We start from the raw sequence: 23,414 nt of genomic DNA on the forward strand, positions 1-23,414 counted from the left end.
CGACTTAATCGGCCAAGTTTACTACCCCTCAGCGCATTGAGGGGGTAAACTATCGCCTTTGCAGCCGAGCGCTGAGTGTTACGGTCTATTAAAAAGTAAAGCGTTGCTTGCAACTTTCAGACCAAAAGCGTCTGTCAGTCACTCCCCCTCAAGCATCGACTAAAGACCCTATAAAAGAGCAGAGAGAATCGTCAATGAGTTTTGAAAACCTCAATCTTGCCACGCAATTAAACGTCATCAATCGCCAGCAGTTGGGCATTCCAGAACTGGATGAAGAAGAAATGTACGCCGCGATTGACTTGGGGTCCAACAGCTTTCACATGATTATTGCGCGCCAAGCACACGGCCAAATGCAGGTGGTCGATAAGCACAAAGAAATGGTACGTTTACGTTCTGGCTTAGACAAAAAAGGGTACTTAAACGAAGAGGCTTTTAGCAGCGGCATCGCTTGTCTGGAGCGTTTTGGACAACGCATTAAAGGGATTAAGCTGCAAAACATCCGCGCCGTCGGCACCAACACCTTACGCAACGCCAAAAACAGCCGTGAATTTCTGTTGCAAGCGCGCCAAGCCTTAGGCACCAATATTCAAATCATCTCTGGTCAAGAAGAAGCCCGCCTGATTTATCTGGGGGTCACACTAGGGATGCCAAAAAGCGATGAACAGCGCTTAGTAATGGACATCGGCGGCGGCAGCACCGAATACATAATCGGAAAACGCAACCAACATCATCACTTAACCAGTACCGAAATGGGTTGCGTCAGTATCACCGAAAAGTTTTTCGCCAATGAACAAATTAATGCCGATAATTTTCGTGCCGCAATCGATGCCAGCCGTAATATTTTACGCCCGCACCGTCAACAATTGATTAGCTACTCTTGGGATAGCGCGATTGGCGCCTCCGGCACGATTAAATCGATCGGGCAGATTCTAGAACAAAATCAATGGTCAGAAGGTGGTATTACCTTGGCGGGTATGCAGACTTTCAAACAGGCCTTAATTGACGCAGGCAACAGCGAACACGCTAAAATTAACGGCTTAAAAGATGAACGCCGCCCCGTGATTTGCGGTGGTCTGGCCATTCTGATTGCCACTTTTATTGAGTTAAATATTACAACAATGCAAGTTTCCATCAATGCCCTACGCGAAGGGCTGATTTTCGATACCCTTGGCCGCTTACACGCGGATGATGTCCGTAATGTCAGTGTGCAAGCGATGCAAAAATGGATGAAAGTAGACGAGAAACAAGCGGATGCCGTCTTTACCACTGCACTGCATTTGTTTAAACAAGCTCATAACGTCTGGGGCTTGCATTCCGAAAGCATTGATTACCAAAGTTTATTGCGTTGGGCATCGCAACTGCACGAATGCGGCATTGCCATCAGCTATAAACGCTATCGTAATCACAGCGCGTATCTAGTCGAGCAATCCGATATGGCCGGTTTTGATCAGCAAGAAAAACAGATTCTTAGCGCCATGCTTCTCAATCACCGTGGCAAATTTTCCAGCAAAGCACTGGAAAACATCGATAAAGACATAGGCCAACAAATCTTGTATTTAAGCGTCTTACTGCGCTTAGCGGTACGAGTCCACCGTGGACGCGATCTCGAAAAAATCGAACCTGAATTACAAATCACCACCCATGACGATGGCACCGATTTAACGCTGATATTTGCCGATAAATGGCTAGAAGAACACCCATTGAGTCAATTGGATTTGGAGTCTGAAGCAAAACGCTTGGCAGCCATCGGCTTTAACCTCAGCTTTAAATAACGCTTCTGGTATCCGGCCAAAAATTTCCGAACACAGCACAATTTAGCTCTTCAAAGCGCTTATAACGGCTAGGTGTGCAGTCCGAGGCTAAAGTCTGTTCTGCGACTGACTAATACACATCCATCTGGATGCGCCGTGCCTTACGCTGGGCTTGCCAGTGTTCGGCTGCTTGTTCGACGCTTAAACCTAATTCGTCCATAAACCATTGTTGCCAAAGCTGCTCAAGTGCCGGAACCAAGTTTTGCTGACTGCCGCAAACATACAAAATCGCCCCTGCTTGCCACTTTTGCCACAGCAAGCCACGCTGTTCGCGCAAGGCATCTTGCACATAACGCTTCTGCGCTTGGTCACGAGAAAAGGTCATAAACAGACGTAAATGACCGGCGGCTTGAGCGGCTTCTAATTGCGCGCAACACAAACACGCATGAGCGCGTTGCGTCTCACCAAAAAAAAGTAAATTATCCTCCGCATTTTGACGATTCCGCTGCTCAATAAAACCTAAAAACGGCGCTAAACCGGTGCCCGCGGCGACCATAATAATCGGTGTCTGCGGTTCAGGCGGTAACTTAAACAATGGATTGGCTTTAAATTCGACATCAATCCATTCACCAACGGATAAATCCGCCAAGTAATTTGACGCCACCCCAGCCTTGGCACGCCCAGCATAATGATATTGCAGCGCTTTAAACAAAATTTTGACCTGCTGCGTATCCGCAGAGGCTATCGAATAATACCGCGGCGCCAAAGGAGAGAGCCAACTGAGAAAATCCGCACCCAGCTGAGCCATCGGCGCAAAGGCGGTTAATAAATCCAAAATGTCTCGGCCGTAGGCATACTCGATCATCGCTTGACGCCCATCCCAGTTTCCCAACTGTAACTGACGCTGCATTTTATTCAAAATTGCCGGGTTGAGTTGCGTGATTTCCAGATGATGCAAAAGAGCCTGTCGAACACTTACCTCGCCAACCTTGCGCAGTTCTATCACTTCCCCGCCTTGCAAACCCAATTGCTGCAATATGTCCGCCACCAAAGAAGCAGGATTACTGGCTTGCACCGCCAACCAGTCACCGGTTTGATAGGGCAAATCGCCACAATCCGCCGCTTGATAGGTCTGTAAATAGACTTTTTTATACGCGGAATTTGCCGTCAGCAGCTCAGAATGAATCAGTTGTAATTGCATGGAGAACCCTAAAAGAGATTAAACCGCACTGATTTTTTGGAATAGCATAAGCGCAAAGGGTGAAGCAGCCAGGATGGTAATGGCGGAGACCAATCCCGCGACCACACCAATACCCACGTGCATCCACGCACGGTTTTGTTGTAAATGAATGTTGGAAATTTGACGCTCCATGACCGCAAAGACGTCAACCTGCTTTTTTAACAAACCATTCAGTGTATGAATTTGCTTAAAGAGCAACTGTTGTTCTTTTTCAATGTATTGACGTGAACGCTCTGTTTTTCCTTGGGCCTCATTGAGCTGTTGTGCCAACTGACCAACCGACGAATCCATCTGCGATACCAAGTTTTTAATCGCGGATTGATCGTCTTTTAACCAAGCGAAATCTGGTTCAATCATGTCATCATGCATATCGGAAAAGTAATTCACTGTCGGGCCCATTTTTTTCTGGTCACGCTGACGGCGCATTGCCTGTTCCATTAAAACGCTTTTTGAACCCAGTGGTTCAACTTGACGTAAATCGATTGCCATGATGACTTCTCCTACCGATTAATCCAATTCGCGACGCCTGTTATACTGTTTGCCAAAATTATGACAGCCGTCTATTTATAGGCACGATTAAAACATAAATCGTGCCAAAACACAGGAACTGCCTTATGAAGTATATCGGAGCCCATGTCTCTGCCGCCGGTGGCGTGGAAAACGCGCCCTTGCGCGCACATCAAATCGGCGCCACAGCCTTTGCACTATTCACCAAAAATCAACGCCAATGGGCAGCAAAACCGCTCACCCCACAAAGCATTGAATTGTTTAAAGCGCGCTGTGAGGAATATGGCTACGGTGCAGGGCAAATTCTCCCGCACGACAGCTATCTAATCAATCTTGGCCATCCGGACATTGACCAACGCCAAAAATCCTTAGACGCTTTTATCGACGAGTTGCAGCGTTGCGCGCAATTGGGAATCGACCGTTTAAACTTTCATCCCGGTAGTCATTTGCGACAGATTTCCGAAGAACAGTGCTTGGATTTAATTGCCGAGTCACTGAACTTCGCTTTAGATCAGACCGAAGGAGTGATTGCCGTCCTAGAAAACACCGCCGGACAAGGCTCTAATCTAGGCTATCAACACGAACAATTAGCGCATATTATCGACAAGGTTGAAGACAAAAGCCGCATCGGTGTCTGTTTGGATACCTGCCACGCCTATGCTGGTGGTTACGATTTAAAAAACGACTATGTCGGTTTTATACAAGATTTTATTGATGTTGTCGGCCTTGAATATCTTAAAGGAATGCATTTAAACGATTCCAAAGCCAAATTAGGACAGCGATTAGACCGCCACCACTCGTTAGGCCAGGGCGAAATTGGCTGGTCGTGTTTTGCCCAATTAATGCAAGATACCCGTATCGACAATATCCCTATGACCCTTGAAACCATTGACCCAGAAATCTGGCCGCAAGAAATTGCCGAACTAAAACGCCTATCCGGCTATTCGGTAGAAATTTAGTCACTGAAATAGCCAAGCATTTCGACTAGAATAATAAGATTGTTTCAACTCTTTACAACTTGCACCAAGCTTTTCGCTTGGAGTAATATAAATTCAATTACCTAAAGGAAGCCTTTTCCCTCAATGGATAAAAATCAGTTTATTGAATTCGTTATGCAAACCGGTGTGTTAAAGCTTGGCGACTTCACCTTAAAATCGGGGCGTCAAAGCCCTTATTTCTTTAATGCCGGACTGTTCAACACCGGTGCTCAACTTAGCACACTGGCCAACGGCTATGCCGCAGCAATTGCCCAATCCAAGCTAGAATTTGATGTGCTTTTCGGCCCAGCCTACAAAGGCATCCCGCTGGCAGCAACGACCGCTGTGGCACTCGCCAATAATCACCAAACCGATCTTCCTTATGCGTTTAACCGTAAAGAAGCCAAAGACCATGGCGAAGGCGGCAATATTGTCGGCCACGCGCTACAAGGCAAAGTTTTGATTATTGATGACGTGATTACCGCCGGTACGGCAATCCGTGAAGCGATTGACATCATCAAAGCCAACGGCGCCGAGCCGGCTGGTGTGGTGATTGCATTAGATCGTATGGAAAAAGGCCAAAGTGAGTTATCGGCCATTCAAGAAGTCGAACGTGACTACGGTATTCCAGTCATCAGCATTATTTCATTAGCCGATATTATTGTGTATTTGGAATCGACAGCAGACAGCGCAAGCAAAGCCTACCTCGCTGCCATGCAACAATACCGAAAAGAATACGGTATTTAATTGCAGCCTTGTCCGACAAGGGTATGTCGGCAACGTGGAAAAATGTTTTTGCAGGAGAACAAAATGGCCAATAAGCTACGTGAATTACTGTTATTACGCCATGCCAAAACAGATTGGCGTGAGCCGGATCAAGATGACATTGACCGGCCCTTGTCGGAAAAAGGTAAAAAAAATGCTAAGAAAGTCGGTCGTTGGTTGCGCGAATGCGGCCTAATGCCTGATTTAATCTTAGTGTCTCCTGCAAAACGCGCACAACAAACGCTAAGACGTATCTGTAACGAATGCCCATCGTTAGAAAGAACAGTTGATGCCTTGTACATGGCTGAATTAGATGCATTAAAACAGGTTCTCGCGCAAGTTAAAGACTATGATCGGGTGATGATAATCGGCCACAACCCCGGATTAGAAAAATTGTATCGTTTTTTGCTTAACGGCTCTCACGATGGTGAAACACAACTTTTTCCAACTGCATCATTGGCGCATTTTATTTTGCCCGAAGACTGGCAAAATCTTGAAGCCGGTGTCGGAAAACTACAACAGTTCATTCGACCTAAAGACATCAAATCACTCCATAATGCCGCCTAGAAAAACACCGTCTTAGGCTCTTTTTTTACGCAAAACGAGCTGGCTTGATTTTGGCTAACACTTTTAGTCGTCGATAAATTATTTTTTGGTTATACGCTCAAAATCATTGCTAAGTATGAGTGCTGAGTATGTTATTATTTGCCCGTTTTTTAACCCTTTTTCAATCGAGGAATTTCTATGAAAACTAAGTTACTGCCTCTTGTAGCAATTATCTCTGCCGCTGCAGCAATTCCAACTGCAAATGCAGCAAACAATCCTTATGTAACAGACAGTTACGGTAATATCGTGCGTGACGGTTCTGACCGCTGTGTTCGTACGATTCACTGGACAGCTGACGCACAGGACGCAAGCTGTAAAGCTGCAGACGAAAAAGCCGCACCAGCGGCAAGCACAGCTGCTACTGCACCTGCCGCAGCAGAAGAAATGGCCGCTAAACCAGCTTACAAAGTTCCAGCGAACATCAAGGGTAACGGCACAAACGCTTACTGGGTAGGTTCAAACGGTTACGTTGTAAAAGACGGTTCTGGTCGTTGTGTTCGCTCTATCTACTGGACTGAAGCAACGCAAATCGATGCTTGTGAAGGAATTGTTAAAGTTGAGCCAAAACCAGCTCCAGCGCCTGCTCCAGTCGCCAAGCCACTACCAGAAATCAAACCAATGCCTAAGCCAGTTGTTGCGCCAGTCGTTAAACCAATGGCAATCAATGCACCAATGCATTTCCAAGGTTTCTTTGACACCAACAAAACAGATCTAAGCAATAAAGCAAAAACTCAGTTAAATGACTACGCCGACTACATGAAAGCAGTAGACGATGTTACCTTAAAAATCACTGGTCACACTGACAGCACTGGTTCAGCTACATACAACCAAAAACTGTCTGAAAAACGTGCTAACGCAGTGAAAACTTACCTTGAAGAAAACGGCGTTGCGGGCAACCGTATGACAGCGACTGGTAAAGGCGAAAGCAACCCGATTGCTGACAACAAAACCAAAGCCGGCCGCGCTGAAAACCGTCGCGTAGAGATCGAAATCGTTAAATAAGGATTCTCGATGAGGTTGAAGGTTCCGTAAGGAAACTTCAAAACCCCTCTAATCGAAATCGTTAAATAAGGATTCTCGATGAGGTTGAAGGTTCCGTAAGGAAACTTCAAAACCCCTCTAATCGAAATCGTTAAATAAGGATTTTCGATGAGGTTGAAGGTTCTGCAAGGAAACTTCAAAACCTCCCTAATCGAAATCGTTATAAGGATTTTCGAGATTTACTACGGTAATCTATAAAAAACCCGCCTCGGCGGGTTTTTTATCTCTAAGCCAAGGCTTTAGCCATCAGACTGATTCCTACCAGAATCGTAATCACTTCAAAACTGCGTTTAATGAGACGGTTGCCTTTGACAATTGCCAAATGCGCTCCCAGATAGCCCCCCAATAAAGAGCCGACAATCAGCGCCGGTAACCAGCTCCATTCGATATCGCCTAGAATACCCAAGGTAATTGCCCCTGTGCCGTTCCAGAAAATACCGACCAGAACCATCGTATAGGCGACTGCCGCTTTGTAATCCAGACCGAACCAGCGCACCAACCAAATGGTGACAAACAAGCCTGTGCCGGAGGTCAGCGAGCCGTTCAAAGCGCCAATCACAAACAACACCAAACCGCCTACCAGATAACCGCGCAAATCGCGATTCACAGGCGCACTGAGCTGCCCTAATTCCGGCTTAAACCAAGAATAGAGCCCTAGCCCAAGGGTTAATAAACCCAGTAATCCTTGAGCGACTCGGTCATCGATTTGCAGAATAATACTGGCACCGAGAACCACGCCCGGCAAACCCATCAATAAGATAAAACTGACAAAATGCCAATCAAATGTTGACGATTTCAAATGCCGCGCTGTGGCTCCCAGCCCTAGGAAAACACTGGCGACCTTATGGGTTGCCAAAGCGACACCGAAGGGCAAACCTAAAAACAACAAAGCAGGTAATTGCAATAAACCGGCTCCGCCGCCCGCCACAGCCGAGAAGAGATTGGCAATAAGCGAAATAACCAACAACAAAAGCTGATCGAACAGTTCCATCGTCGTCCCCTAAATTAAGCGAAGCGAAAAATAAAAAAGGCACAAAGCCGAAAGACTCTGTGCCCAATGAGGCAAAGATTCACCAACAAGAATCAGTTGCTTGGATTGGCTTCCTGATGCAGGTGCACATCCATTTGCGGATAAGGAATAGAAATCCCTTCTTCGTCAAACGCTAATTTAACGCGCTCGTTCATATCCCACTTCACTTTCCAGTAATCGTCTTTATTGACCCAAGCACGGACAATAAAATCAACACTGCTGGCACCCAATTCGCCCAACGCAACTACCGCTTCTGGATCTTTAAGAATCCGCTCATCTTCAGCAACTAGGCGCAATAAAATGGCTTTAGCTTTGCGAATATCATCGTCGTAACTAATCCCAAACACCATATCAACGCGACGGGTCGGGCGCGCCGAATAGTTGGTAATGGAATCACTGTAGATTTTGCCGTTCGGCATAATAATCTCTTTATTATCGCCAGTACGCATAATCGTGTTAAAAATGGTAATACGCTCAGCAACGCCCATAACGCCACCGACTTCAACGAAATCACCGGCTTTAAACGGCTTAAGCAGCAGCAACATCACACCAGAGGCGAAGTTTTGCAAGGAGTCTTTAAGCGCCAAACCAATCGCTAAACCAGCCGCACCGACCAAAGCAACCAAAGACGTGGTATCCACACCAAGCTTGCTCAAAACCGCGATAATCAATACCAAGAACAAGAAAGCTTTGGCAATCGACAGCACAAAATCGACCAACATTTGGTCTAATTTCTGCGCCTTACCCAGTACTTTACTTAATAAGGACACCACACTGTTAATCACAATCCGCCCGACAAATAAAATCAGCAGCGCGACAGAAATATTAATCCCCCAAGGGATCACATAGTCGTTAATTATTTGCATCACATCAAAATTCATTGCATCTCCCTGGCGCATCTGGCCATTATTATCGGTATTATTCCGCAGTAATCAGTGTGCCGACACCTTCGTCAGTAAAGACTTCCAGCATCACTGCGTGTTCAACACGCCCGTCAACGATATGCGCCGAAGTCACACCATTATTGACCGCATCCAAGGCACACTGAATTTTTGGCAACATCCCGCCGTAAATCGTGCCATCCGCAATAAGCGCATCCACGCTTTGCGAATTTAATCCCGTCAACAAATCACCCTGTTTGTTCAATAAACCTGCTGTGTTCGTCAACAGCATCAGTTTTTCTGCTTTTAAAGCTTCAGCCACTTTACCAGCAACCAAATCGGCATTGATATTATATGAGTGCCCGTCTTTACCGACGCCGACCGGCGCAATCACCGGAATGAAATCCCCTTGAATCAACATGTCGATAACACCCGTGTTAATTTTTTCGACCTCGCCAACATGACCTAAATCGATAATTTCTGGTGCATCAATACCTGGGGTATTTTTACTGATCTTGAGCTTCTTCGCCATAATCAGATTACCGTCTTTACCGGTTAATCCAACCGAATTACCGCCATGACGGTGAATCAGATTCACAATCTCCTTATTTACCAAACCACCCAGAACCATTTCGACCACATCCATGGTTTCTTCATCGGTAACGCGCATCCCTTCGACGAATTTCGACTCTTTACCAATCCGCGCCAACAGACTACCGATTTGTGGGCCGCCGCCATGTACCACCACCGGATTCATACCAACCAATTTCATCAACACGATGTCGCGCGCAAAGCCTTCCATCAGCGTGTCTTCGGTCATCGCATTGCCGCCGTATTTCACCACAATGGTTTTACCAGCAAAACGCTGAATATAAGGGAGCGCTTCAGCTAAAACCGAAGCAATGTTGTGAGCCTGATCTTTATTTAAGTTCATGGTTTGTTGTACTCGCATCTCTTAATCTCTAAAGTTATTAAACTGCAACGGCATATCTAAATCTTCCAAACCACGCAACATCTGCATCACTTGCTGCAAATCATCGCGCTTTTTACCAGTTACACGCACACTCTCACCTTGAATTTGCGCCTGTACCTTAATTTTGCTGTCTTTAATCGCTTTCACCACTTTTTTGGCCAGCGCTGTATCTAACCCTTCACGCATAATAATGTCTTGTTTGGCGTTTTTCAGTTGCAGAGTCGGCTCTTTTTCTTCAATACATTTAATATCAATTCCGCGGCGGTTCGCTTTTTGTATCAAGATATCAAACATCTGTTTCAACTGAAAATCCGATTCGGTGCTCATGGTCACCGTAGTACCATTTAACGCAAAATTGGTATCGGTGCCCTTAAAATCATAGCGAGTCGTTACTTCTTTATTGGCCTGATCCACAGCATTCTGTAACTCATGTTTATCTAATTCGGAAACAATATCAAAAGACGGCATTCGGCCTCCATTTACACTACAATCACAAACCGTTAATTTTACCACGTGGAAAACGATGATTAACCACGAAGACGCCATCAGCGCACTTTTTTGCAACAAAAAATTATCTCAATACCGCCATTTTAGAGAAGCCAATGACCTTTGCCATATCCAAAACTGCCTCACAGATTGCGCCCTTTAGGGTAATGAAAATTTTAGCGCAAGCCAAAGCCTTACAAGCGCAAGGGCGCGATATTATCCATATGGAAATCGGCGAGCCGGATTTCGCATCGCCAAGCTGCGTGCATCAAGCGGCACAGAACGCGGCCGAACAAGGATTAACGCATTACACCGCCACCTTAGGCTTACCGGCACTGCGCGAAAAACTGGCGCAGTTTTACGATGGTTTTTACCATGCAAAAGTCAATGCCGAACAACTTGTCATTACCCCCGGTTCATCTTCGGCGCTGCAATTGGTACTCACGGCGATTCTCAATCCCGGCGAGCAGGTGCTGATGGCCGACCCGACCTACCCTTGCAATCGCCAGTTTGTTCACCTGTTGCACGGCGAAGTTTACAGCGTTCCTGTCACGGCCGACAGCCAATATCAACTCACTCTCGACCACCTTAAACAGCACTGGAATCCGCAAATAAAAGCGGTCATGGTCGCCTCGCCGGCCAACCCAACCGGAACCCTCATCGAACAAGCAGAGTTGCTGAAAATGGCGCAATTTCTGGCGCAACGCGACACCTATTTTATTGTCGATGAGATTTATCAAGGGCTGGTGTATGAGCGTCCAGCCGAATCCATTTTGGCGCATCAAAACCTGCCGCAAAATGTCGTTGTCATCAACAGCTTTTCCAAGTTCTTCGGCATGACCGGCTGGCGCTTAGGTTGGTGTGTCGTACCCGAACATCTTATCGACGTACTCGACCGACTCGGGCAAAACCTCTACCTATCGGCCCCAACGCTGTCGCAATACGGCGCTTTGGCGGTATTAGAGTCCGATGCTTTAACCGAACTCGAACAGCGCCGACAGATTTTCCAGCAACGCCGCAACCGACTATATGCCGCCATGCAAAGTGCCGGTTTTACGCTTAAAACCCTACCGCAAGGCGCTTTTTATCTTTACTGGGACGTCAGCGAATACACCCAAGATTCCGAACGATTTTGCGCAGCGCTTTTGCAACAAACCGGCGTAGCCATCACGCCCGGAACCGACTTCGGGAAAGAAGCCGGTAAAAGCCATGTGCGCTTAGCCTACACCAATGATCGCATCGAAGAGGCGGTGCAACGGATACAAGGCTTTGTTGAACAATACCGCTGACTTAGTGCGCCAACCCTAATTTTTCGCGCTGGCGTTTTTTGTACCACTCATGATTGAGCAACAGCAAAATCGGGAACGGCACCAAGAGCCATAAATACTCCAAAGGGACGGTCGCGGTGTTAAACACCGTTTGCACCGGCGGCGCATACAAAATTAACAAGACAATAACAACCTCGGTACCGACACCAAACCAAATCATCTTATTAATCCCCTGCATATTCCATAGCGAGTCTTCCCAAGAACGTAAAGTAAACACATTCGCCATCTGACAGGTAATCGCCCCCAGCAGGGTCATGGTCATCGCTTGCCGATGATACTCATCGGAAATATCCAGATTGCCGTATTCCCAGCCAGTCAGGTATAAGAAACCAAGGAAAGCGAACATCGCTGCCGCCCCTTCAAACATCCCATTCATAAAATAGCCACGTTTGAACACTTCCCTATCAAGAATCCTCTCGTTCTTACCGACCGGCGGACGCTGCATAATGTGTTTTTCCGGTTTTTCCGACCCCAAGCCCAAGCCGGGTAATTGGTCGGTTCCCAAGTCGATTAACAAGATTTGAATGACCGACAGCGGCATCGGTATTTTCAGGAAGAACGACAACACATAAGGCACGATTTCCGGCACGTTGGAACTCAGAATATAGGTGGTGATTTTTTTGATATTAAAATACACCGTGCGCCCTTCTTCGACCGCCGCGACAATCGAACGGAAGTTATCATCCAGCAGAATCATATCGCCAGACTCTTTCGCCACATCGGTGCCAGACCCCATCGCAATCCCGATATCGGCTTGTTTTAATGCAGGCGAATCATTCACCCCATCGCCGGTCATGGCCACCACCTCGCCGTTATCCTGCAATAACTGCGCAATCCGTAACTTCTGAGCCGAGGCCATACGCGCAAACAACAGATGTTGGTTTTTCAATTTATCGCGTAAAACATCATCACTTAAGCTGTCTAAATCTGGGCCTGTCAAGACAGCATCCACTTTCAAACCAATCTGCTTACCGATTGCCGCCGCAGTAATCGGATTATCGCCGGTAATCATCATCACCCGAATCTGCGCCGAATAACATTGCGCAATCGCTTCTTGCACGCCATTGCGCGGCGGATCCATCAGACCAATTAAGCCTAAAAAGACCAAATCCTCTTCGCCATCGCCATGCTTCATAGCAATCGCCAAAACGCGATACGCCTGCTGGGCCATTTTTTGGTTTTGCTGTTCGATTTGCGCCAATTTTTCGGCGTTTAAAGGTTTGCTATCGGCATCGCCCTGCCAATATTTACATCGCGGTAAAACCGCTTCCAAAGCGCCTTTTACCGCCAAGACCGGCTGATATTCGCCCTTCGGTTTTACCAGCGTCGACATCATTTTACGTTCCGACGAGAACGCATATTCCTGCACTTTCTCCCAGCCTTCCAACGAGGCCTGCACCTTGTCCGCCGTTACCACTAAGGCGATTTCGGTCGGATCACCAAACGAGGTTTTAGCCTGAAAATCGACCTGTGCATGAGTATTAATCGCCGCTAACTGCAACATCTCTTGCAATGGCTGCATCGACGTTTGTCGCGATTCATGCGGAGAGCGTCCCGGTTCGCCGGTAAATTGCCACTGACCTTTTTCATAATACCCGTTGCCGCCCACCGAACAGGCGCAACCGTTCGCCATCCACACCGATTTGACCGTCATTTCGTTCTGCGTCAGAGTGCCGGTTTTGTCGGTACAAATCACCGTTGCCGAGCCAAGTGTTTCCACCGAGTTGAGGTTTTTAATCAAAGCTTGACGCCGCGCCATGCGTTGCGATGCCAAAGACAGCGACAAGGTAATCGTCGGTAATAACCCTTCCGGCACGTTGGCGACAATCAGCGACAGCGCAAAAATAGCGGAAATCAATAAACCACGATCGGAAAACCATCCCAATAAAAAGAACACCACCCCTGCGGCGAAAGCCAAGACCGTGAGGATTTTGGTCATGTGTTTAATTTCTCTTTCGATCGGCGTTTCGGTTTTGCCAACCTCAGCGGTCATCCGCGCAATCTTGCCAAATTCGGTCGCCTCACCGGTCGCAACCACCACGGCCAAACCATTGCCGTTGGTAATCGCGGCGCCAGCAAACACCATATTTTTGGCATCTAACTCGCGCTTGGCATCTCCGGCCTGCAAACTGCGTCGTGACGGAGTTGATTCACCATTTAATACCGACAAATTCAGATAAAGGTCGTTCGATTCAAACAAAATCGCATCGGCGGCGACTTTATCGCCTTCATTCAAAATCAGCACATCACCGGGCACGATTTGCGTCGCATCTACGCTCAGCGTCTCACCGTTACGCAATACCGTTGCCTCGGATTTGACTAACTTCATCAAGGCTTCCATCGCCTTGTCGGCTTTGAACTTCTGCCAAAAAGTGAAGGTGGCATTGACGAACACCGCGGCAAAAACCGCATACGCCAGAATATCGTTACCCTCGCCCGGCTGAAAATAATCGGCGACCAACGCTAATAAACCGGCGACTTCTAACAGAATCGGGAAAAAACTGACGTACTCTTTGAGATACTCAATACGGTAATCTTTCTTCGCTGTCTTGGCGATTTGGTTAGGCCCGAAATCATTCAAACGACGCTGTATTTCGTCATGACTCAAGCCGGTCTTGGCACTTTTAAAATCAGCGAAAACTTTTTCTATTGGTTGCAAAAAAATCATCGCTCAGCCCTTCCAAGGATAGAAAGTAATCGAATTAACGCCGCTGTGATCACCCAAATGATTCAGCTCTTTACGCGTATAAACATCATTGCGAATGACTAACAAATCAATGTTATTTTCCGCTTCGTAACGTAATAAACCATCCGCATCAATCGGCTGCAAAGCATTGACCACCTCAATCTGTTCTGGCGCTATGCCGCTCAAGGTGGCCAGCTGCATAAAAGGCGCAGCCAAGTATTTAAGACCAGACTTGGTGGTCGCCCGGGCAAAGCCCTCTTTAGCCGACAGATAAATTCGCCCCTGTCCGCCACTGGCGTGAAGCAAACCAAGCCAAAGCACAAAAACGTGCGGATTAATCTGATCGCGCGACACCAACATCAAACGGCTGCAACTGCGCACATGACTAATGTTTTTTACTTTAACCACGGCGATATCAGTCTCGATCCCAGATTTCACAATTTGTTCGCTAAAGGAACGTAAAGCCGATTTTTGCCGCGTGGCGCAGAACAAGGTATCCACAGCATACAATTGGCAAAAATGCTGTAATTGCGCAATGACATCCCCTTGCAGTTGGATAAACTCAAAAGCGACATCTTGAGACTCGGCAAAGGCCTGCAACGCTTTAACGGTATCATCAACCGCTTGTTTCGACTCTTGGCCATTATCGACAAACAACGCGCTAAACGGCAATTGCACCGCCCCCGCATAAACAATTGCATAAAAACTGGCCGATTCAGAAAGTAGAGAACCGTTAATCAAGGAAACCACACGCATAAACCCTCCTGCCAAATGAGATAGTGTGCCTGTAACAGTATCAGCTTATATTTTTGGGGGAAAGCGGCGCACTAAGAAATATTACGGACACAATCAACATAATTATTGGAAATCAACTCTTTATTGAACGTTTTAAATCCTCGTCAAGGCGCATCGGGTGCACTAAGATAAGTGACTTTAAAACAGACCAGAAAAAGAGAGAATTTTATGTCGTCCAAAGTCTATTGCATTGCTGAATTTCAGGCAAAAACAGGGCAAGAGCAAGCGCTATTTGAAGTTTTGCGCTCACTGGAACCGCAAACACTGCGCGAAGACGGTTGCATGCAGTACCGAGTCACTCGTCAAATTGCTAGCAGTTTTGCCGAAGGAATAGGATTTCCGATTGTGTTTAATGAAATTTGGGCAGATATGCAGGCGTTTGAAGCGCACTGTCAGAAAGACTATATCGTCAATTTTTTTGAAACTCAGTGCCTAGCGGAAGATGGCTTGGCGGAGAAATGGAATGTACGCGTCTTTAGTGATGAATAGTCATTAACTACTCATGGCGAACCGAGTAGACTTCAGTCGTTTATCTACTCGGTAGCAATGCTTTAAACCAGAATTATTTAAAGTATTTCTCTATGCGGCTTTGACGAGAATAATGCGTCTTTTTATCCCGCTCCAGCTTCATTTCTCGCTCCAATTTATGCTGCTCACGATCCACTCCGCCACGAACATCAATTGGATCCGCAATAGCCCCTTGGCTAAACAGAACTGCAGAACTCAAAATAATCGCTAATTTTTTCATCGGTTGTCGCCCTCTTTGAATTGGAGCCTCCATACTAGCAAGCTTATCTAGGCAAACAAAAGAGACAAGCTTTGATTAACTCTGTACCAAAGTATGACCAAATCCTGCTCATTACAGATTTGTGATAAACCGTTAACCATGGCATTAACAGGCCTATTACCAAAGCTTTTCATTCTAAATAAGGCAGAAAAACAGGGGCTTTTATTCGTAACTGACAACTATTAAGTTCAAACTTCAACAGTCACAGGATACAGAGTTATTAGGAATCAAATATCGATCGAATAGGCATATTCGACTTGAGTTCGTTTTCTATAATCAAAACTCTGACGTCAATTGGGAATGACCATGATAGCGGAAGTTGAACAGAAGCAAGACAAGCTAATCGGCACCATCACTGAGGTTCACGGCCCGGTGGTGGTCATCGCCTGCCAACAATTACCGCCATTAAATCAGGCACTATATGGCCGTCATAATGGCAACAAATGGGTTTTTGAAGTCCACCAGCACCTTGATAAAACTCATGTTCGCGCCGTTGCCTTTCAACAAACCCGCGGTCTCTATCGTGGTCTCGATATTTACGACAGTGGATCACCGCTGCATGTACCGGTCGGACCGGATTGTCTCGGCCGCGTGCTGAATCTGTTCGGCGAACCACTCGATGGCGGTGAACCGTTACAAACCAAAACCTTTCGCAATATTCACGAGCCGCCACCAGAGCTTTCCGAATCCACCAGCAGTTCTGACATTCTTACCACCGGTATAAAAGTGATTGACCTGTTATGTCCTTTCGTCAAAGGCGGCAAAACCGGTCTTTTTGGCGGTGCCGGTGTTGGTAAAACCGTATTGACCATGGAATTTATGCACGCGGTTGCCTCGCTGCATAAAGGGACATCCGTGTTTGCCGGGGTCGGCGAGCGCATGCGCGAAGCACAGGAAATGTGGAAAGAGATGGATCGTGCCGGCATTTTACCGCAGTCACTGCTGGTCTTTGGGCAGATGGATGAAGCACCGGGCGTGCGCTTTCGGCTTGGGCTGTCGGCACTGACCTACGCAGAATATTTGCGTGATACTCTGCAAAAAGAGGTGTTGTTTGTCATGGACAACACCTTCCGTTTTGTACAAGCCGGCAGTGAAGTCTCCAGCCTATTGGGACGTATGCCTGCAACAGTCGGGTATCAACCGACCTTAACCACCGAAGTAGCAGAACTGGAAGATCGCATCACCTCGACGCGAAAAGGCAATATCACTTCCGTTCAGGCGATTTACGTTCCCGCTGATGACATGGGCGATCCAGCGGTCAACGCCATTTTAAGCCACTTAGACACCTCGATTATTCTGTCGCGACAACAGGCAGCGAAAGGCATTTATCCAGCGGTTGATCCGCTGAAATCGAGCAGCAAAGCAATGGATGCCTATACCCTTGGCGAACGCCATTACAGAGTTGCCGAAGACGTGCGAGAGCATCTGGCACGTTACCACGAGCTGGAAGATATTATCGCGATGCTTGGGGTTGAAGAGTTGTCTAGCGCCGACCAGCTGATTGTGGCGCGCGCACGACGCCTGCAACGCTACTTGACCCAGCCGTTTTGGGTCACCAGTTCACAGAGTACGTTAAAAGGTGCATCCGTGCCGCTGGATAAAACGCTGGATGATTGTGACGCTTTCTTGCGCGGCGATTTTGACGACTTGCCTGAAGATCAGTGCTATATGCGCGGCGCTATGAGTGAACCAAAATGAGTTTTCAATTACAGATTCAGGACACATTCCACGGTGAAAGCTTCCACGGCATAACCTCCTTTATCGGTGAGGACAGCAGCGGTCGTTTCGGCATTCTCAGCGGGCATAGCCGTTTTATGACGTCGTTAAAAATGGGCTTGTCACGCTTCCAGGATCAAAACGGTGTTTGGAACTATATTGCTGCGACCCGAGCACTGCTCTATTTTCACGATAATCACCTGCAATTAACGGCCCAACACTTTGTCATCAATCAAGACTACCAAAAGATTTGTGAGCTGTTACAACAACAGATTTCCGAACAGGAGCAATGGCTTGAACAGCAGACGCGCAGCTTGCGCCAGATGGAAGAAGCGGTATTAAAACGGCTCTGGCAGCTTAACCAAAGAGACAACCCGCAATGAATCAGAAAGCGCAACTCAAAAAAGAGGTACAGCATCAGGTAGAGAAAATCGAAGCCGCGGAAAAGGCCAAACCGACACTGCTGGCGCAGACGGTCTATCTCGGCACCATCGGTCTCTTGATTGTGATCCCGATTATCGCTGGTGCTTATCTCGGCCACTGGTTGGATCAGCGCGAATCCGCCGTCTATTCGATCAGCTGGAGTATTAACCTGATTCTGCTCGGTGTCGCCATAGGCGCACTTAATGTTTACCTGTTTATCAAACGGACTTAGCCATGCACGATTCAGAATTAAGCATTCAAAACATCTTCCAAATCGGTTCTTTTGGCATCACCAATACCATCGTCACAACATGGGCGATTATGCTCGCTCTAATTTTATTCGTCTATCTGTACCGCAGTCGTTTTGCCGCCGGTTCGGGAAAACTGAAAACGGCGGTCGATGCCGTGATTATCGCGATGGAAGACGCGATTGCCGCTGCCGCCCCCGAGCACAGCAAACGCCTGCTACCGTTTATAGCCAGTTTATGGATTTTTCTGCTGGTATCGAATCTGGTTGGTTTGCTCCCGGGTGCGCACTCTCCGACGCGCGACCTCTCCGCGACTGCGGCACTGGCGGCGATGGTGTTTTTTTCCGTACACTGGTTCGGGATTCGTATTTCCGGATTGAAAGCCTATTTAGCACACTATCTTTCTCCGACACCTTTGCTATTGCCGTTTCATCTTATCAGCGAAGTGAGTCGCACCATTGCGTTGGCCGTGCGTCTCTTCGGCAATATGATGAGTTTGGAAATGACCGCTTTACTCATCTTGATGGTGGCCGGTTTTCTCGCGCCAATTCCGATACTGCTGCTGCACATTATCGAAGCATTGGTACAAGCCTATATATTCGGCATGCTGGCATTGGTCTATATCGCCAGCGGAATCCAAGCGCAGCAGCACAGAAAATTACAATCAGAGGAATAAACCATGACAGAAATGACCGATTTCATCACCAGTTCCACCCTTATCGCCGGATTTGCTATCGGCATCGGTGTTCTCGGGCCGGCCATCGCGATGGGAATGGCGATAAGCCGAGCACTCGACGCCTTATCTCGCCAGCCGGAGGCGGAAACCTCGATTATGCGTACCCTGTTTATCGGTCTGGCAATGATTGAATCTTTGGCGATCTATGTTCTGGTTATCGTACTGATCATTCTATTCCGCAACCCGCTAATCGAATACCTGACTCAGTAAACCGATTTGAACGCAAGGAGACTCCCTTGGAATTTAGTTGGACCACCTTTATTCTCGAGATCATCAACTTTGTTCTGTTGATGTGGATTTTGAAGCACTTTCTTTATCGGCCTGTGCTCAATGCCCTGCAAAAACGGCGTGAAACCGTTGATAACACCCTACAGGAAGCACTCGATAAAAGTGCTCAGGCGGAAGAACTGAAAACGCAGTATCAACAGCGCCTGCAAGCGTGGGAAAAAGAGAAAAACCAGCTGCGTCAAGACCTGCAGCAGGATCTGGATTCGATGCGCAGCGAACAGCAACAACGACTGCGTGAAGAACTGCAAGCGCAGCAGGAAAAATTCGAAATCAATCAACAACAGACACAGGAGCAGACCCAACAACATTATCAATCGGTCGCACACCGCCAAGGCGCAGAGTTTGCCGCCAAACTGCTACGCACACTCTCCGGTGTGGAAACTGAAGAACGCCTGTTCGACGCTCTAATGGAACAATTAGACGCCTTGGACAGCCAACAGATAAAGAACTTGCAAAAAACCTGTGATAGCGACAGCGGTCAAGTCGACGTGTGCAGTGCTTATCCGCTATCCGAGAAAAACCGCCAAGCGTTGCAGACCAAATTGGAACAGCTCTGTCCGCAACCCTTAAAGATTCATTACCAACAAGATCCCGAACTGATTAGTGGTGTGCGCATTCATCTTGGCGTTTGGAGCCTGCGCATGAACCTATTGGACGAACTCAACCGTTTTATGGAACTGAACCGTGACCGACTCAACCATCAATAAACCGCCAACGGAATTTCTCGACCGGATTGACAACTGGCTCGACGATTACCGCTTTGAACTGAAATTAACCGAACGCGGTAATGTGGTTTCGATTGGTGACGGGATTGTCTGGGTTAAAGGGTTACCGACCGCACAAATGGATGAAATCATCCTGTTTGAAGACGGTAGCCACGGCTTTGTTTTCGAACTGACCAAAGAGCTGATTGGGGTTATCCTGCTGCACAAAACCCAACAGATTACCGCCGGACATAATGCTTATCTGTCGCAGCGCATCCTAGATATCCCGGTCGGCGACAATCTGATCGGCCGCACTTTGGATCCACTCGGCTTTCCGCTCGACGGTCTTCCGCAACCCGAAAGCCAAAACCGTGCACCGCTAGAGCGAAATTCACCGTCTATTATCGAGCGCGCCGCGGTCAATCAGCCACTCTATACCGGTAATAAAATCATCGACACTTTAGTGCCTATCGGCAAAGGCCAACGGCAGTTACTGATCGGGGATGAAGGGCTCGGCCGCAGCACTCTGGCAATCGATACCGTTATCAATCAACGAGATAAAAACGTCTTATGCGTCTATGTGCTCATCGGGCAAAAACGCTCAACCATTATCAATACCATTGAGTTACTGCGCCAGCACGGAGCACTGGAATACACGACCGTCATTACCTCGCAAGCCAGTACCCTACCCGGCTTGCAGTATCTCGCGCCTTTTGCCGGTTGCGCCTTGGCCGAACACTGGATGCGCTCGGGTAAAGACACACTTGTTGTTTATGACGATCTCTCGACCCACGCCAAAATCTACCGCGAACTGTCTCTGCTATTACGCCGTCCGCCGGGGCGTGAAGCCTATCCCGGCGACGTTTTCTATATTCACGCACGCCTGCTAGAACGCTCGACCACGCTGAATGCGCAAGCCGGTGGCGGTAGCATGACGGCACTGCCGATTATCGAAACCGAACAGGGGGAAATTGCTGCCTTTATTCCAACCAATCTCATCTCGATTACCGACGGGCAAATCTATCTCAACCGCGAACTGTTTGTTTCCGGTTTCCGTCCGGCAATCGATATCGCCAAATCGGTGTCGCGGATTGGCGGACAGGCGCAACACCCGCGGATAAAAGAAGAAGCCGGTCATATGAAACTGGACTATCTGCAATTTCTCGAACTGGAAGCTTTCACCCGCTTCGGCACGCGTCTGGAAGCGCGTATCGAAAAGATTATTCAGCGCGGTCATACCTTGCGCGAACTTCTGAAACAGGGACACCTGGTGCCGAAATCCATCGAGTTTCAAATGGCTTGGCTGCTTGCCTTTAATGACAACCTGTTCGAAGACATAGAGATTAAACAGATTCCATCCATCCTCAATCAACTTGAGCGCCAAATTGCAGCAAGCCATCTGACCATCGACAGCCCACGCAAGCTTTGGCAACAAACATTGCAGGAATGGTTCCACTCCTATTCCGCAAGCAATACCACAGGGAATCATTAATGGCGCGTTACCATGAATTGGGCCACTACCGTGAAAAGCTCGATGATATTCACGGCATTATGCACTCGATGAAAACACTGGCGCAGATGGAAACCCATAAACTGGGCAAGGTTACCGATGAACAACATGCCATTCAGCAGCAGATTAACGCCGTTGCCTGCGATTTTCTGCATTTTTACCGCAACAACCTGCCTCAATATCAAGGAAACCAAAAAACGGTTTTGCTTATCGGTTCTGAGCGCGGTTTTTGCGGAGACTTTAACCCGAAAATTATCGAAACCTTTGAGCAACAATTTTCTGCTGAGCGAAGCACGATTCAGATGATTGCCATCGGCAATAAACTGGTTTCATTATTGGAGTCGAAGGCACTAGCGGCAAGCAAGCCACATTTTCTACCTGGCGCGAATGTTTGTGAAGAAGTTGGCAATCTGAGCGAGCGATTAATCAAGACCTTAACGGATCTACAGACAAGCGACGAACTCTATGCGGTGTATCACGCTTATCCAGAGGAAACCATTCAGGTTGAACAGCTACTGCCGGCATTTACGGATCATGCCGAACTAAACTGCCCGCAATCCTTGCCCTCTCATGAACCGCTACTTAATCTTTCTAACCAAGCGTTTATGCTCGAATTGACCGATCATGCACTGCTGCATAATCTGCATCACATTTTGTACGACTCTTTAATGGCTGAGAATTTGCAACGCGTGCGCCACCTAGAAAACGCGACTCGTCACTTAGAACAAAAGAGTGAAACCTTACGCAAACGGATGAATGTCTTGCGCCAAGAAGAGATCATTGAAGAGATTGAAGTCATTCTTCTTAACCAGGTCGATCCTCGCTAAGAAGCTGACTTAAAACCAATCAAAACGACGATTTCAATCGTTTTGATTCATCGTCTATTTGGTGCCAGTCGAACCAAAACCACCTTGTCCACGATCGGTTTCATCACCAAACTCTTGCACTTCGGTAAACACCGGCTGCATGACCGGCACTATCACCATCTGCGCAATACGCTCGCCAATTTCCACCGTAAAAGGCGTATCGCTACGATTCCAACAAGAGACCATTAAAGGGCCTTGATAATCGGAATCAATTAAGCCCACCAGATTGCCTAACACAATGCCGTGCTTATGTCCCAAACCGGAACGCGGTAGCAACATCGCGGCCAAGCCCGCATCGTCTAAATGAATCGCCATACCGGTCGGAATCAATACCGTCTGTCCCGGTTGAATGGTTAAAGGTGCTTCCACACAAGCGCGTAAATCCAGCCCAGCAGAGCCTTTGGTGCCGTATTTTGGCATCGGGATTTCATTACCAAGACGTGAATCGAGAATTTTGTATTGCACTTGAATCGTCATTTGTTCAGTCCTCTTTTTAAGGCAGCGATTGTAGCAAACCATGATGACTTTCAAAAAGATAAAAACCAGCCATCACTAAGAAAGGCAGCAAAGCAATCGGAACCTCAATAAACGAACCGGTGCGAAATGGTAGCGGCGACTTGAACGCCGTTCTGGCCGGATAAAACAGCGGCACCCCGCGATGCGTCAACCAATCGCCCAAGATATGACTGGCATAACCGATATTAAAAGCCAGCAATGCAAAATAAGCACTATCCGTTAAGTTTTGTAACGGCAGAAACAATAAGCCTAATATCAATAGTGAATGACTCCAAGTCCGATGCCCCAATAAAGTCAGCGGCGACCACAGGCAGCGGCTAAATAGACTGCGCTTTAAAGCGGAGCGATGTGCATCCAAATCCGGCATCAAGGAACCGAGCATCACGAGAGGCAAGTAATAATAAACCTGCGGATAATCAAACCCCGTGTAAGGGCTGGTTAACAAGTACAAACCTGTACCAAAAACCATATGCGAACCGGCAAGCATATTTTTCCTTAAATCATGCTGGGGCGCGCATTATAAAGGGCTATAGCCCTCCAAAGTAAATTTTTGT

26 protein-coding genes are annotated in these 23,414 nt (G+C 47.5%); 15 read left to right on the forward strand and 11 right to left on the reverse strand.

Translation table 11 applies throughout. The features are described from left to right. The first annotated feature begins 194 nt into the window (after positions 1 to 194). Positions 195 to 1,772 (forward strand): exopolyphosphatase, encoded by a 1,578-nt coding sequence (gene ppx / locus HRR27_RS11455; RefSeq protein ID WP_173273942.1) that lies wholly within the window; start codon positions 195 to 197, stop codon positions 1,770 to 1,772. Between the two features lie 109 nt (positions 1,773 to 1,881). On the opposite strand, the gene HRR27_RS11460 is transcribed toward ppx, so the two are convergent. Next, positions 1,882 to 2,952, reverse strand: a complete 1,071-nt coding sequence (locus tag HRR27_RS11460; protein ID WP_173273943.1) for a flavodoxin domain-containing protein — start codon at positions 2,950 to 2,952, stop codon at positions 1,882 to 1,884. 18 nt (positions 2,953 to 2,970) lie between these two features. Beyond that, complete coding sequence (locus tag HRR27_RS11465; protein ID WP_173273945.1) at positions 2,971 to 3,480, reverse strand: hypothetical protein; 510 nt, start codon at positions 3,478 to 3,480, stop codon at positions 2,971 to 2,973. A 125-nt stretch (positions 3,481 to 3,605) separates the two neighbouring features. Between HRR27_RS11465 and nfo the strand changes: the two genes are divergently transcribed. The 4 genes from nfo (at position 3,606) to HRR27_RS12940 (ending at position 6,848) form a co-directional block, all read left to right on the forward strand. Then, entirely contained in the window at positions 3,606 to 4,457 is an 852-nt protein-coding gene (gene nfo / locus HRR27_RS11470) for a deoxyribonuclease IV (RefSeq protein ID WP_173273947.1), read from the forward strand. A 123-nt stretch (positions 4,458 to 4,580) separates the two neighbouring features. Next, positions 4,581 to 5,222, forward strand: coding sequence for an orotate phosphoribosyltransferase (gene pyrE / locus HRR27_RS11475; RefSeq protein ID WP_173273949.1), 642 nt, complete (start codon positions 4,581 to 4,583; stop codon positions 5,220 to 5,222). 63 nt (positions 5,223 to 5,285) lie between these two features. Then, entirely contained in the window at positions 5,286 to 5,807 is a 522-nt protein-coding gene (locus tag HRR27_RS11480; RefSeq protein ID WP_173273951.1) for a SixA phosphatase family protein, read from the forward strand. Between the two features lie 177 nt (positions 5,808 to 5,984). Beyond that, complete coding sequence (locus HRR27_RS12940) at positions 5,985 to 6,848, forward strand: OmpA family protein (protein ID WP_173273953.1); 864 nt, start codon at positions 5,985 to 5,987, stop codon at positions 6,846 to 6,848. A 265-nt stretch (positions 6,849 to 7,113) separates the two neighbouring features. Here HRR27_RS12940 and HRR27_RS11490 read toward each other — a convergent pair whose 3' ends face one another. From HRR27_RS11490 to HRR27_RS11505, 4 genes are all read right to left on the reverse strand, one after another. Next, positions 7,114 to 7,878, reverse strand: a complete 765-nt coding sequence (locus tag HRR27_RS11490) for a sulfite exporter TauE/SafE family protein (RefSeq protein WP_173273955.1) — start codon at positions 7,876 to 7,878, stop codon at positions 7,114 to 7,116. A gap of 92 nt (positions 7,879 to 7,970) precedes the next feature. After that, positions 7,971 to 8,798 carry a mechanosensitive ion channel family protein gene (locus HRR27_RS11495; protein ID WP_173273957.1) on the reverse strand — a complete coding sequence of 276 codons (828 nt, stop codon included), beginning with the start codon at positions 8,796 to 8,798 and terminating at the stop codon, positions 7,971 to 7,973. A 37-nt stretch (positions 8,799 to 8,835) separates the two neighbouring features. Further along, entirely contained in the window at positions 8,836 to 9,750 is a 915-nt protein-coding gene (argB, locus tag HRR27_RS11500) for an acetylglutamate kinase (protein ID WP_243830834.1), read from the reverse strand. A gap of 3 nt (positions 9,751 to 9,753) precedes the next feature. Continuing rightward, positions 9,754 to 10,239: a YajQ family cyclic di-GMP-binding protein gene (locus tag HRR27_RS11505; RefSeq protein WP_173273959.1), complete on the reverse strand. Its 486-nt coding sequence runs from the start codon at positions 10,237 to 10,239 to the stop codon at positions 9,754 to 9,756. 134 nt (positions 10,240 to 10,373) lie between these two features. Between HRR27_RS11505 and HRR27_RS11510 the strand changes: the two genes are divergently transcribed. Further along, positions 10,374 to 11,546, forward strand: coding sequence for an aminotransferase class I/II-fold pyridoxal phosphate-dependent enzyme (locus tag HRR27_RS11510; protein ID WP_173273961.1), 1,173 nt, complete (start codon positions 10,374 to 10,376; stop codon positions 11,544 to 11,546). Between the two features lies 1 nt (position 11,547). Here HRR27_RS11510 and HRR27_RS11515 read toward each other — a convergent pair whose 3' ends face one another. Continuing rightward, positions 11,548 to 14,253 (reverse strand): cation-translocating P-type ATPase, encoded by a 2,706-nt coding sequence (locus HRR27_RS11515; RefSeq protein ID WP_173273963.1) that lies wholly within the window; start codon positions 14,251 to 14,253, stop codon positions 11,548 to 11,550. Between the two features lie 3 nt (positions 14,254 to 14,256). Next, on the reverse strand, positions 14,257 to 15,027 hold the full coding sequence (locus HRR27_RS11520; RefSeq protein ID WP_173273965.1) for a universal stress protein: 771 nt from the start codon (positions 15,025 to 15,027) through the stop codon (positions 14,257 to 14,259). 207 nt (positions 15,028 to 15,234) lie between these two features. On the opposite strand from HRR27_RS11520, the gene HRR27_RS11525 reads away from it, so the two are divergent. Beyond that, on the forward strand, positions 15,235 to 15,555 hold the full coding sequence (locus HRR27_RS11525; RefSeq protein WP_173273967.1) for a putative quinol monooxygenase: 321 nt from the start codon (positions 15,235 to 15,237) through the stop codon (positions 15,553 to 15,555). 73 nt (positions 15,556 to 15,628) lie between these two features. Here the strand turns inward: HRR27_RS11525 and HRR27_RS11530 are convergent, their stop codons facing one another. Continuing rightward, positions 15,629 to 15,814 (reverse strand): hypothetical protein, encoded by a 186-nt coding sequence (locus tag HRR27_RS11530; protein ID WP_173273969.1) that lies wholly within the window; start codon positions 15,812 to 15,814, stop codon positions 15,629 to 15,631. Positions 15,815 to 16,159: 345 nt separating this feature from the next. Here HRR27_RS11530 and atpD point away from each other — a divergent pair, with 345 nt between their 5' ends. From atpD to HRR27_RS11570, 8 genes are read left to right on the forward strand one after another with little or no spacing between them, the layout of a single operon-like run. Then, positions 16,160 to 17,551, forward strand: a complete 1,392-nt coding sequence (atpD, locus tag HRR27_RS11535; protein WP_243830835.1) for a F0F1 ATP synthase subunit beta — start codon at positions 16,160 to 16,162, stop codon at positions 17,549 to 17,551. Further along, the gene (locus HRR27_RS11540; RefSeq protein WP_173273973.1) at positions 17,548 to 17,952 is read left to right on the forward strand and encodes a F0F1 ATP synthase subunit delta/epsilon; all 405 of its coding nucleotides are present in this window, start codon (positions 17,548 to 17,550) and stop codon (positions 17,950 to 17,952) included. Before atpD ends, HRR27_RS11540 begins: the two co-directional genes overlap by 4 nt. Continuing rightward, on the forward strand, positions 17,949 to 18,224 hold the full coding sequence (locus HRR27_RS11545; protein WP_173273975.1) for an AtpZ/AtpI family protein: 276 nt from the start codon (positions 17,949 to 17,951) through the stop codon (positions 18,222 to 18,224). Before HRR27_RS11540 ends, HRR27_RS11545 begins: the two co-directional genes overlap by 4 nt. A 2-nt stretch (positions 18,225 to 18,226) precedes the next feature. Beyond that, on the forward strand, positions 18,227 to 18,916 hold the full coding sequence (locus HRR27_RS11550; protein WP_173273977.1) for a F0F1 ATP synthase subunit A: 690 nt from the start codon (positions 18,227 to 18,229) through the stop codon (positions 18,914 to 18,916). Between the two features lie 3 nt (positions 18,917 to 18,919). Beyond that, on the forward strand, positions 18,920 to 19,186 hold the full coding sequence (gene atpE / locus HRR27_RS11555; RefSeq protein WP_173273979.1) for an ATP synthase F0 subunit C: 267 nt from the start codon (positions 18,920 to 18,922) through the stop codon (positions 19,184 to 19,186). Positions 19,187 to 19,212: 26 nt separating this feature from the next. After that, positions 19,213 to 19,971, forward strand: coding sequence for a F0F1 ATP synthase subunit delta (locus HRR27_RS11560; protein ID WP_173273981.1), 759 nt, complete (start codon positions 19,213 to 19,215; stop codon positions 19,969 to 19,971). After that, positions 19,949 to 21,460, forward strand: coding sequence for a F0F1 ATP synthase subunit alpha (locus tag HRR27_RS11565; protein WP_197905410.1), 1,512 nt, complete (start codon positions 19,949 to 19,951; stop codon positions 21,458 to 21,460). Before HRR27_RS11560 ends, HRR27_RS11565 begins: the two co-directional genes overlap by 23 nt. Beyond that, positions 21,460 to 22,305 carry a F0F1 ATP synthase subunit gamma gene (locus HRR27_RS11570; RefSeq protein WP_173273983.1) on the forward strand — a complete coding sequence of 282 codons (846 nt, stop codon included), beginning with the start codon at positions 21,460 to 21,462 and terminating at the stop codon, positions 22,303 to 22,305. Before HRR27_RS11565 ends, HRR27_RS11570 begins: the two co-directional genes overlap by 1 nt. A 54-nt stretch (positions 22,306 to 22,359) precedes the next feature. Here HRR27_RS11570 and dut read toward each other — a convergent pair whose 3' ends face one another. Together dut and HRR27_RS11580 are read right to left on the reverse strand one after the other, a co-directional pair. Then, a complete protein-coding gene (gene dut, locus HRR27_RS11575; RefSeq protein WP_173273985.1) occupies positions 22,360 to 22,821 on the reverse strand; it encodes a dUTP diphosphatase in 462 nt (153 codons plus the stop codon). 16 nt (positions 22,822 to 22,837) lie between these two features. Further along, complete coding sequence (locus tag HRR27_RS11580; protein ID WP_173273987.1) at positions 22,838 to 23,347, reverse strand: metal-dependent hydrolase; 510 nt, start codon at positions 23,345 to 23,347, stop codon at positions 22,838 to 22,840. Between the last annotated feature and the right edge of the window lie 67 nt (positions 23,348 to 23,414).

It is taken from the genome of Thiosulfatimonas sediminis (assembly GCF_011398355.1).
Lineage (GTDB): Bacteria > Pseudomonadota > Gammaproteobacteria > Thiomicrospirales > Thiomicrospiraceae > Thiomicrorhabdus > Thiomicrorhabdus sediminis_A.

What these genes read in the sequence shown, in the direction of transcription:
- ppx (WP_173273942.1), top strand. Translation starts at nt 195, where the DNA reads ATGAGTTTTGAAAACCTCAATCTTGCCACGCAATTAAACGTCATCAAT.
- HRR27_RS11460 (WP_173273943.1), bottom strand. Translation starts at nt 2,952, where the DNA reads ATGCAATTACAACTGATTCATTCTGAGCTGCTGACGGCAAATTCCGCG.
- HRR27_RS11465 (WP_173273945.1), bottom strand. Translation starts at nt 3,480, where the DNA reads ATGGCAATCGATTTACGTCAAGTTGAACCACTGGGTTCAAAAAGCGTT.
- nfo (WP_173273947.1), top strand. Translation starts at nt 3,606, where the DNA reads ATGAAGTATATCGGAGCCCATGTCTCTGCCGCCGGTGGCGTGGAAAAC.
- pyrE (WP_173273949.1), top strand. Translation starts at nt 4,581, where the DNA reads ATGGATAAAAATCAGTTTATTGAATTCGTTATGCAAACCGGTGTGTTA.
- HRR27_RS11480 (WP_173273951.1), top strand. Translation starts at nt 5,286, where the DNA reads ATGGCCAATAAGCTACGTGAATTACTGTTATTACGCCATGCCAAAACA.
- HRR27_RS12940 (WP_173273953.1), top strand. Translation starts at nt 5,985, where the DNA reads ATGAAAACTAAGTTACTGCCTCTTGTAGCAATTATCTCTGCCGCTGCA.
- HRR27_RS11490 (WP_173273955.1), bottom strand. Translation starts at nt 7,878, where the DNA reads ATGGAACTGTTCGATCAGCTTTTGTTGTTGGTTATTTCGCTTATTGCC.
- HRR27_RS11495 (WP_173273957.1), bottom strand. Translation starts at nt 8,798, where the DNA reads ATGAATTTTGATGTGATGCAAATAATTAACGACTATGTGATCCCTTGG.
- argB (WP_243830834.1), bottom strand. Translation starts at nt 9,750, where the DNA reads ATGCGAGTACAACAAACCATGAACTTAAATAAAGATCAGGCTCACAAC.
- HRR27_RS11505 (WP_173273959.1), bottom strand. Translation starts at nt 10,239, where the DNA reads ATGCCGTCTTTTGATATTGTTTCCGAATTAGATAAACATGAGTTACAG.
- HRR27_RS11510 (WP_173273961.1), top strand. Translation starts at nt 10,374, where the DNA reads ATGACCTTTGCCATATCCAAAACTGCCTCACAGATTGCGCCCTTTAGG.
- HRR27_RS11515 (WP_173273963.1), bottom strand. Translation starts at nt 14,253, where the DNA reads ATGATTTTTTTGCAACCAATAGAAAAAGTTTTCGCTGATTTTAAAAGT.
- HRR27_RS11520 (WP_173273965.1), bottom strand. Translation starts at nt 15,027, where the DNA reads ATGCGTGTGGTTTCCTTGATTAACGGTTCTCTACTTTCTGAATCGGCC.
- HRR27_RS11525 (WP_173273967.1), top strand. Translation starts at nt 15,235, where the DNA reads ATGTCGTCCAAAGTCTATTGCATTGCTGAATTTCAGGCAAAAACAGGG.
- HRR27_RS11530 (WP_173273969.1), bottom strand. Translation starts at nt 15,814, where the DNA reads ATGAAAAAATTAGCGATTATTTTGAGTTCTGCAGTTCTGTTTAGCCAA.
- atpD (WP_243830835.1), top strand. Translation starts at nt 16,160, where the DNA reads ATGATAGCGGAAGTTGAACAGAAGCAAGACAAGCTAATCGGCACCATC.
- HRR27_RS11540 (WP_173273973.1), top strand. Translation starts at nt 17,548, where the DNA reads ATGAGTTTTCAATTACAGATTCAGGACACATTCCACGGTGAAAGCTTC.
- HRR27_RS11545 (WP_173273975.1), top strand. Translation starts at nt 17,949, where the DNA reads ATGAATCAGAAAGCGCAACTCAAAAAAGAGGTACAGCATCAGGTAGAG.
- HRR27_RS11550 (WP_173273977.1), top strand. Translation starts at nt 18,227, where the DNA reads ATGCACGATTCAGAATTAAGCATTCAAAACATCTTCCAAATCGGTTCT.
- atpE (WP_173273979.1), top strand. Translation starts at nt 18,920, where the DNA reads ATGACAGAAATGACCGATTTCATCACCAGTTCCACCCTTATCGCCGGA.
- HRR27_RS11570 (WP_173273983.1), top strand. Translation starts at nt 21,460, where the DNA reads ATGGCGCGTTACCATGAATTGGGCCACTACCGTGAAAAGCTCGATGAT.
- dut (WP_173273985.1), bottom strand. Translation starts at nt 22,821, where the DNA reads ATGACGATTCAAGTGCAATACAAAATTCTCGATTCACGTCTTGGTAAT.
- HRR27_RS11580 (WP_173273987.1), bottom strand. Translation starts at nt 23,347, where the DNA reads ATGCTTGCCGGTTCGCATATGGTTTTTGGTACAGGTTTGTACTTGTTA.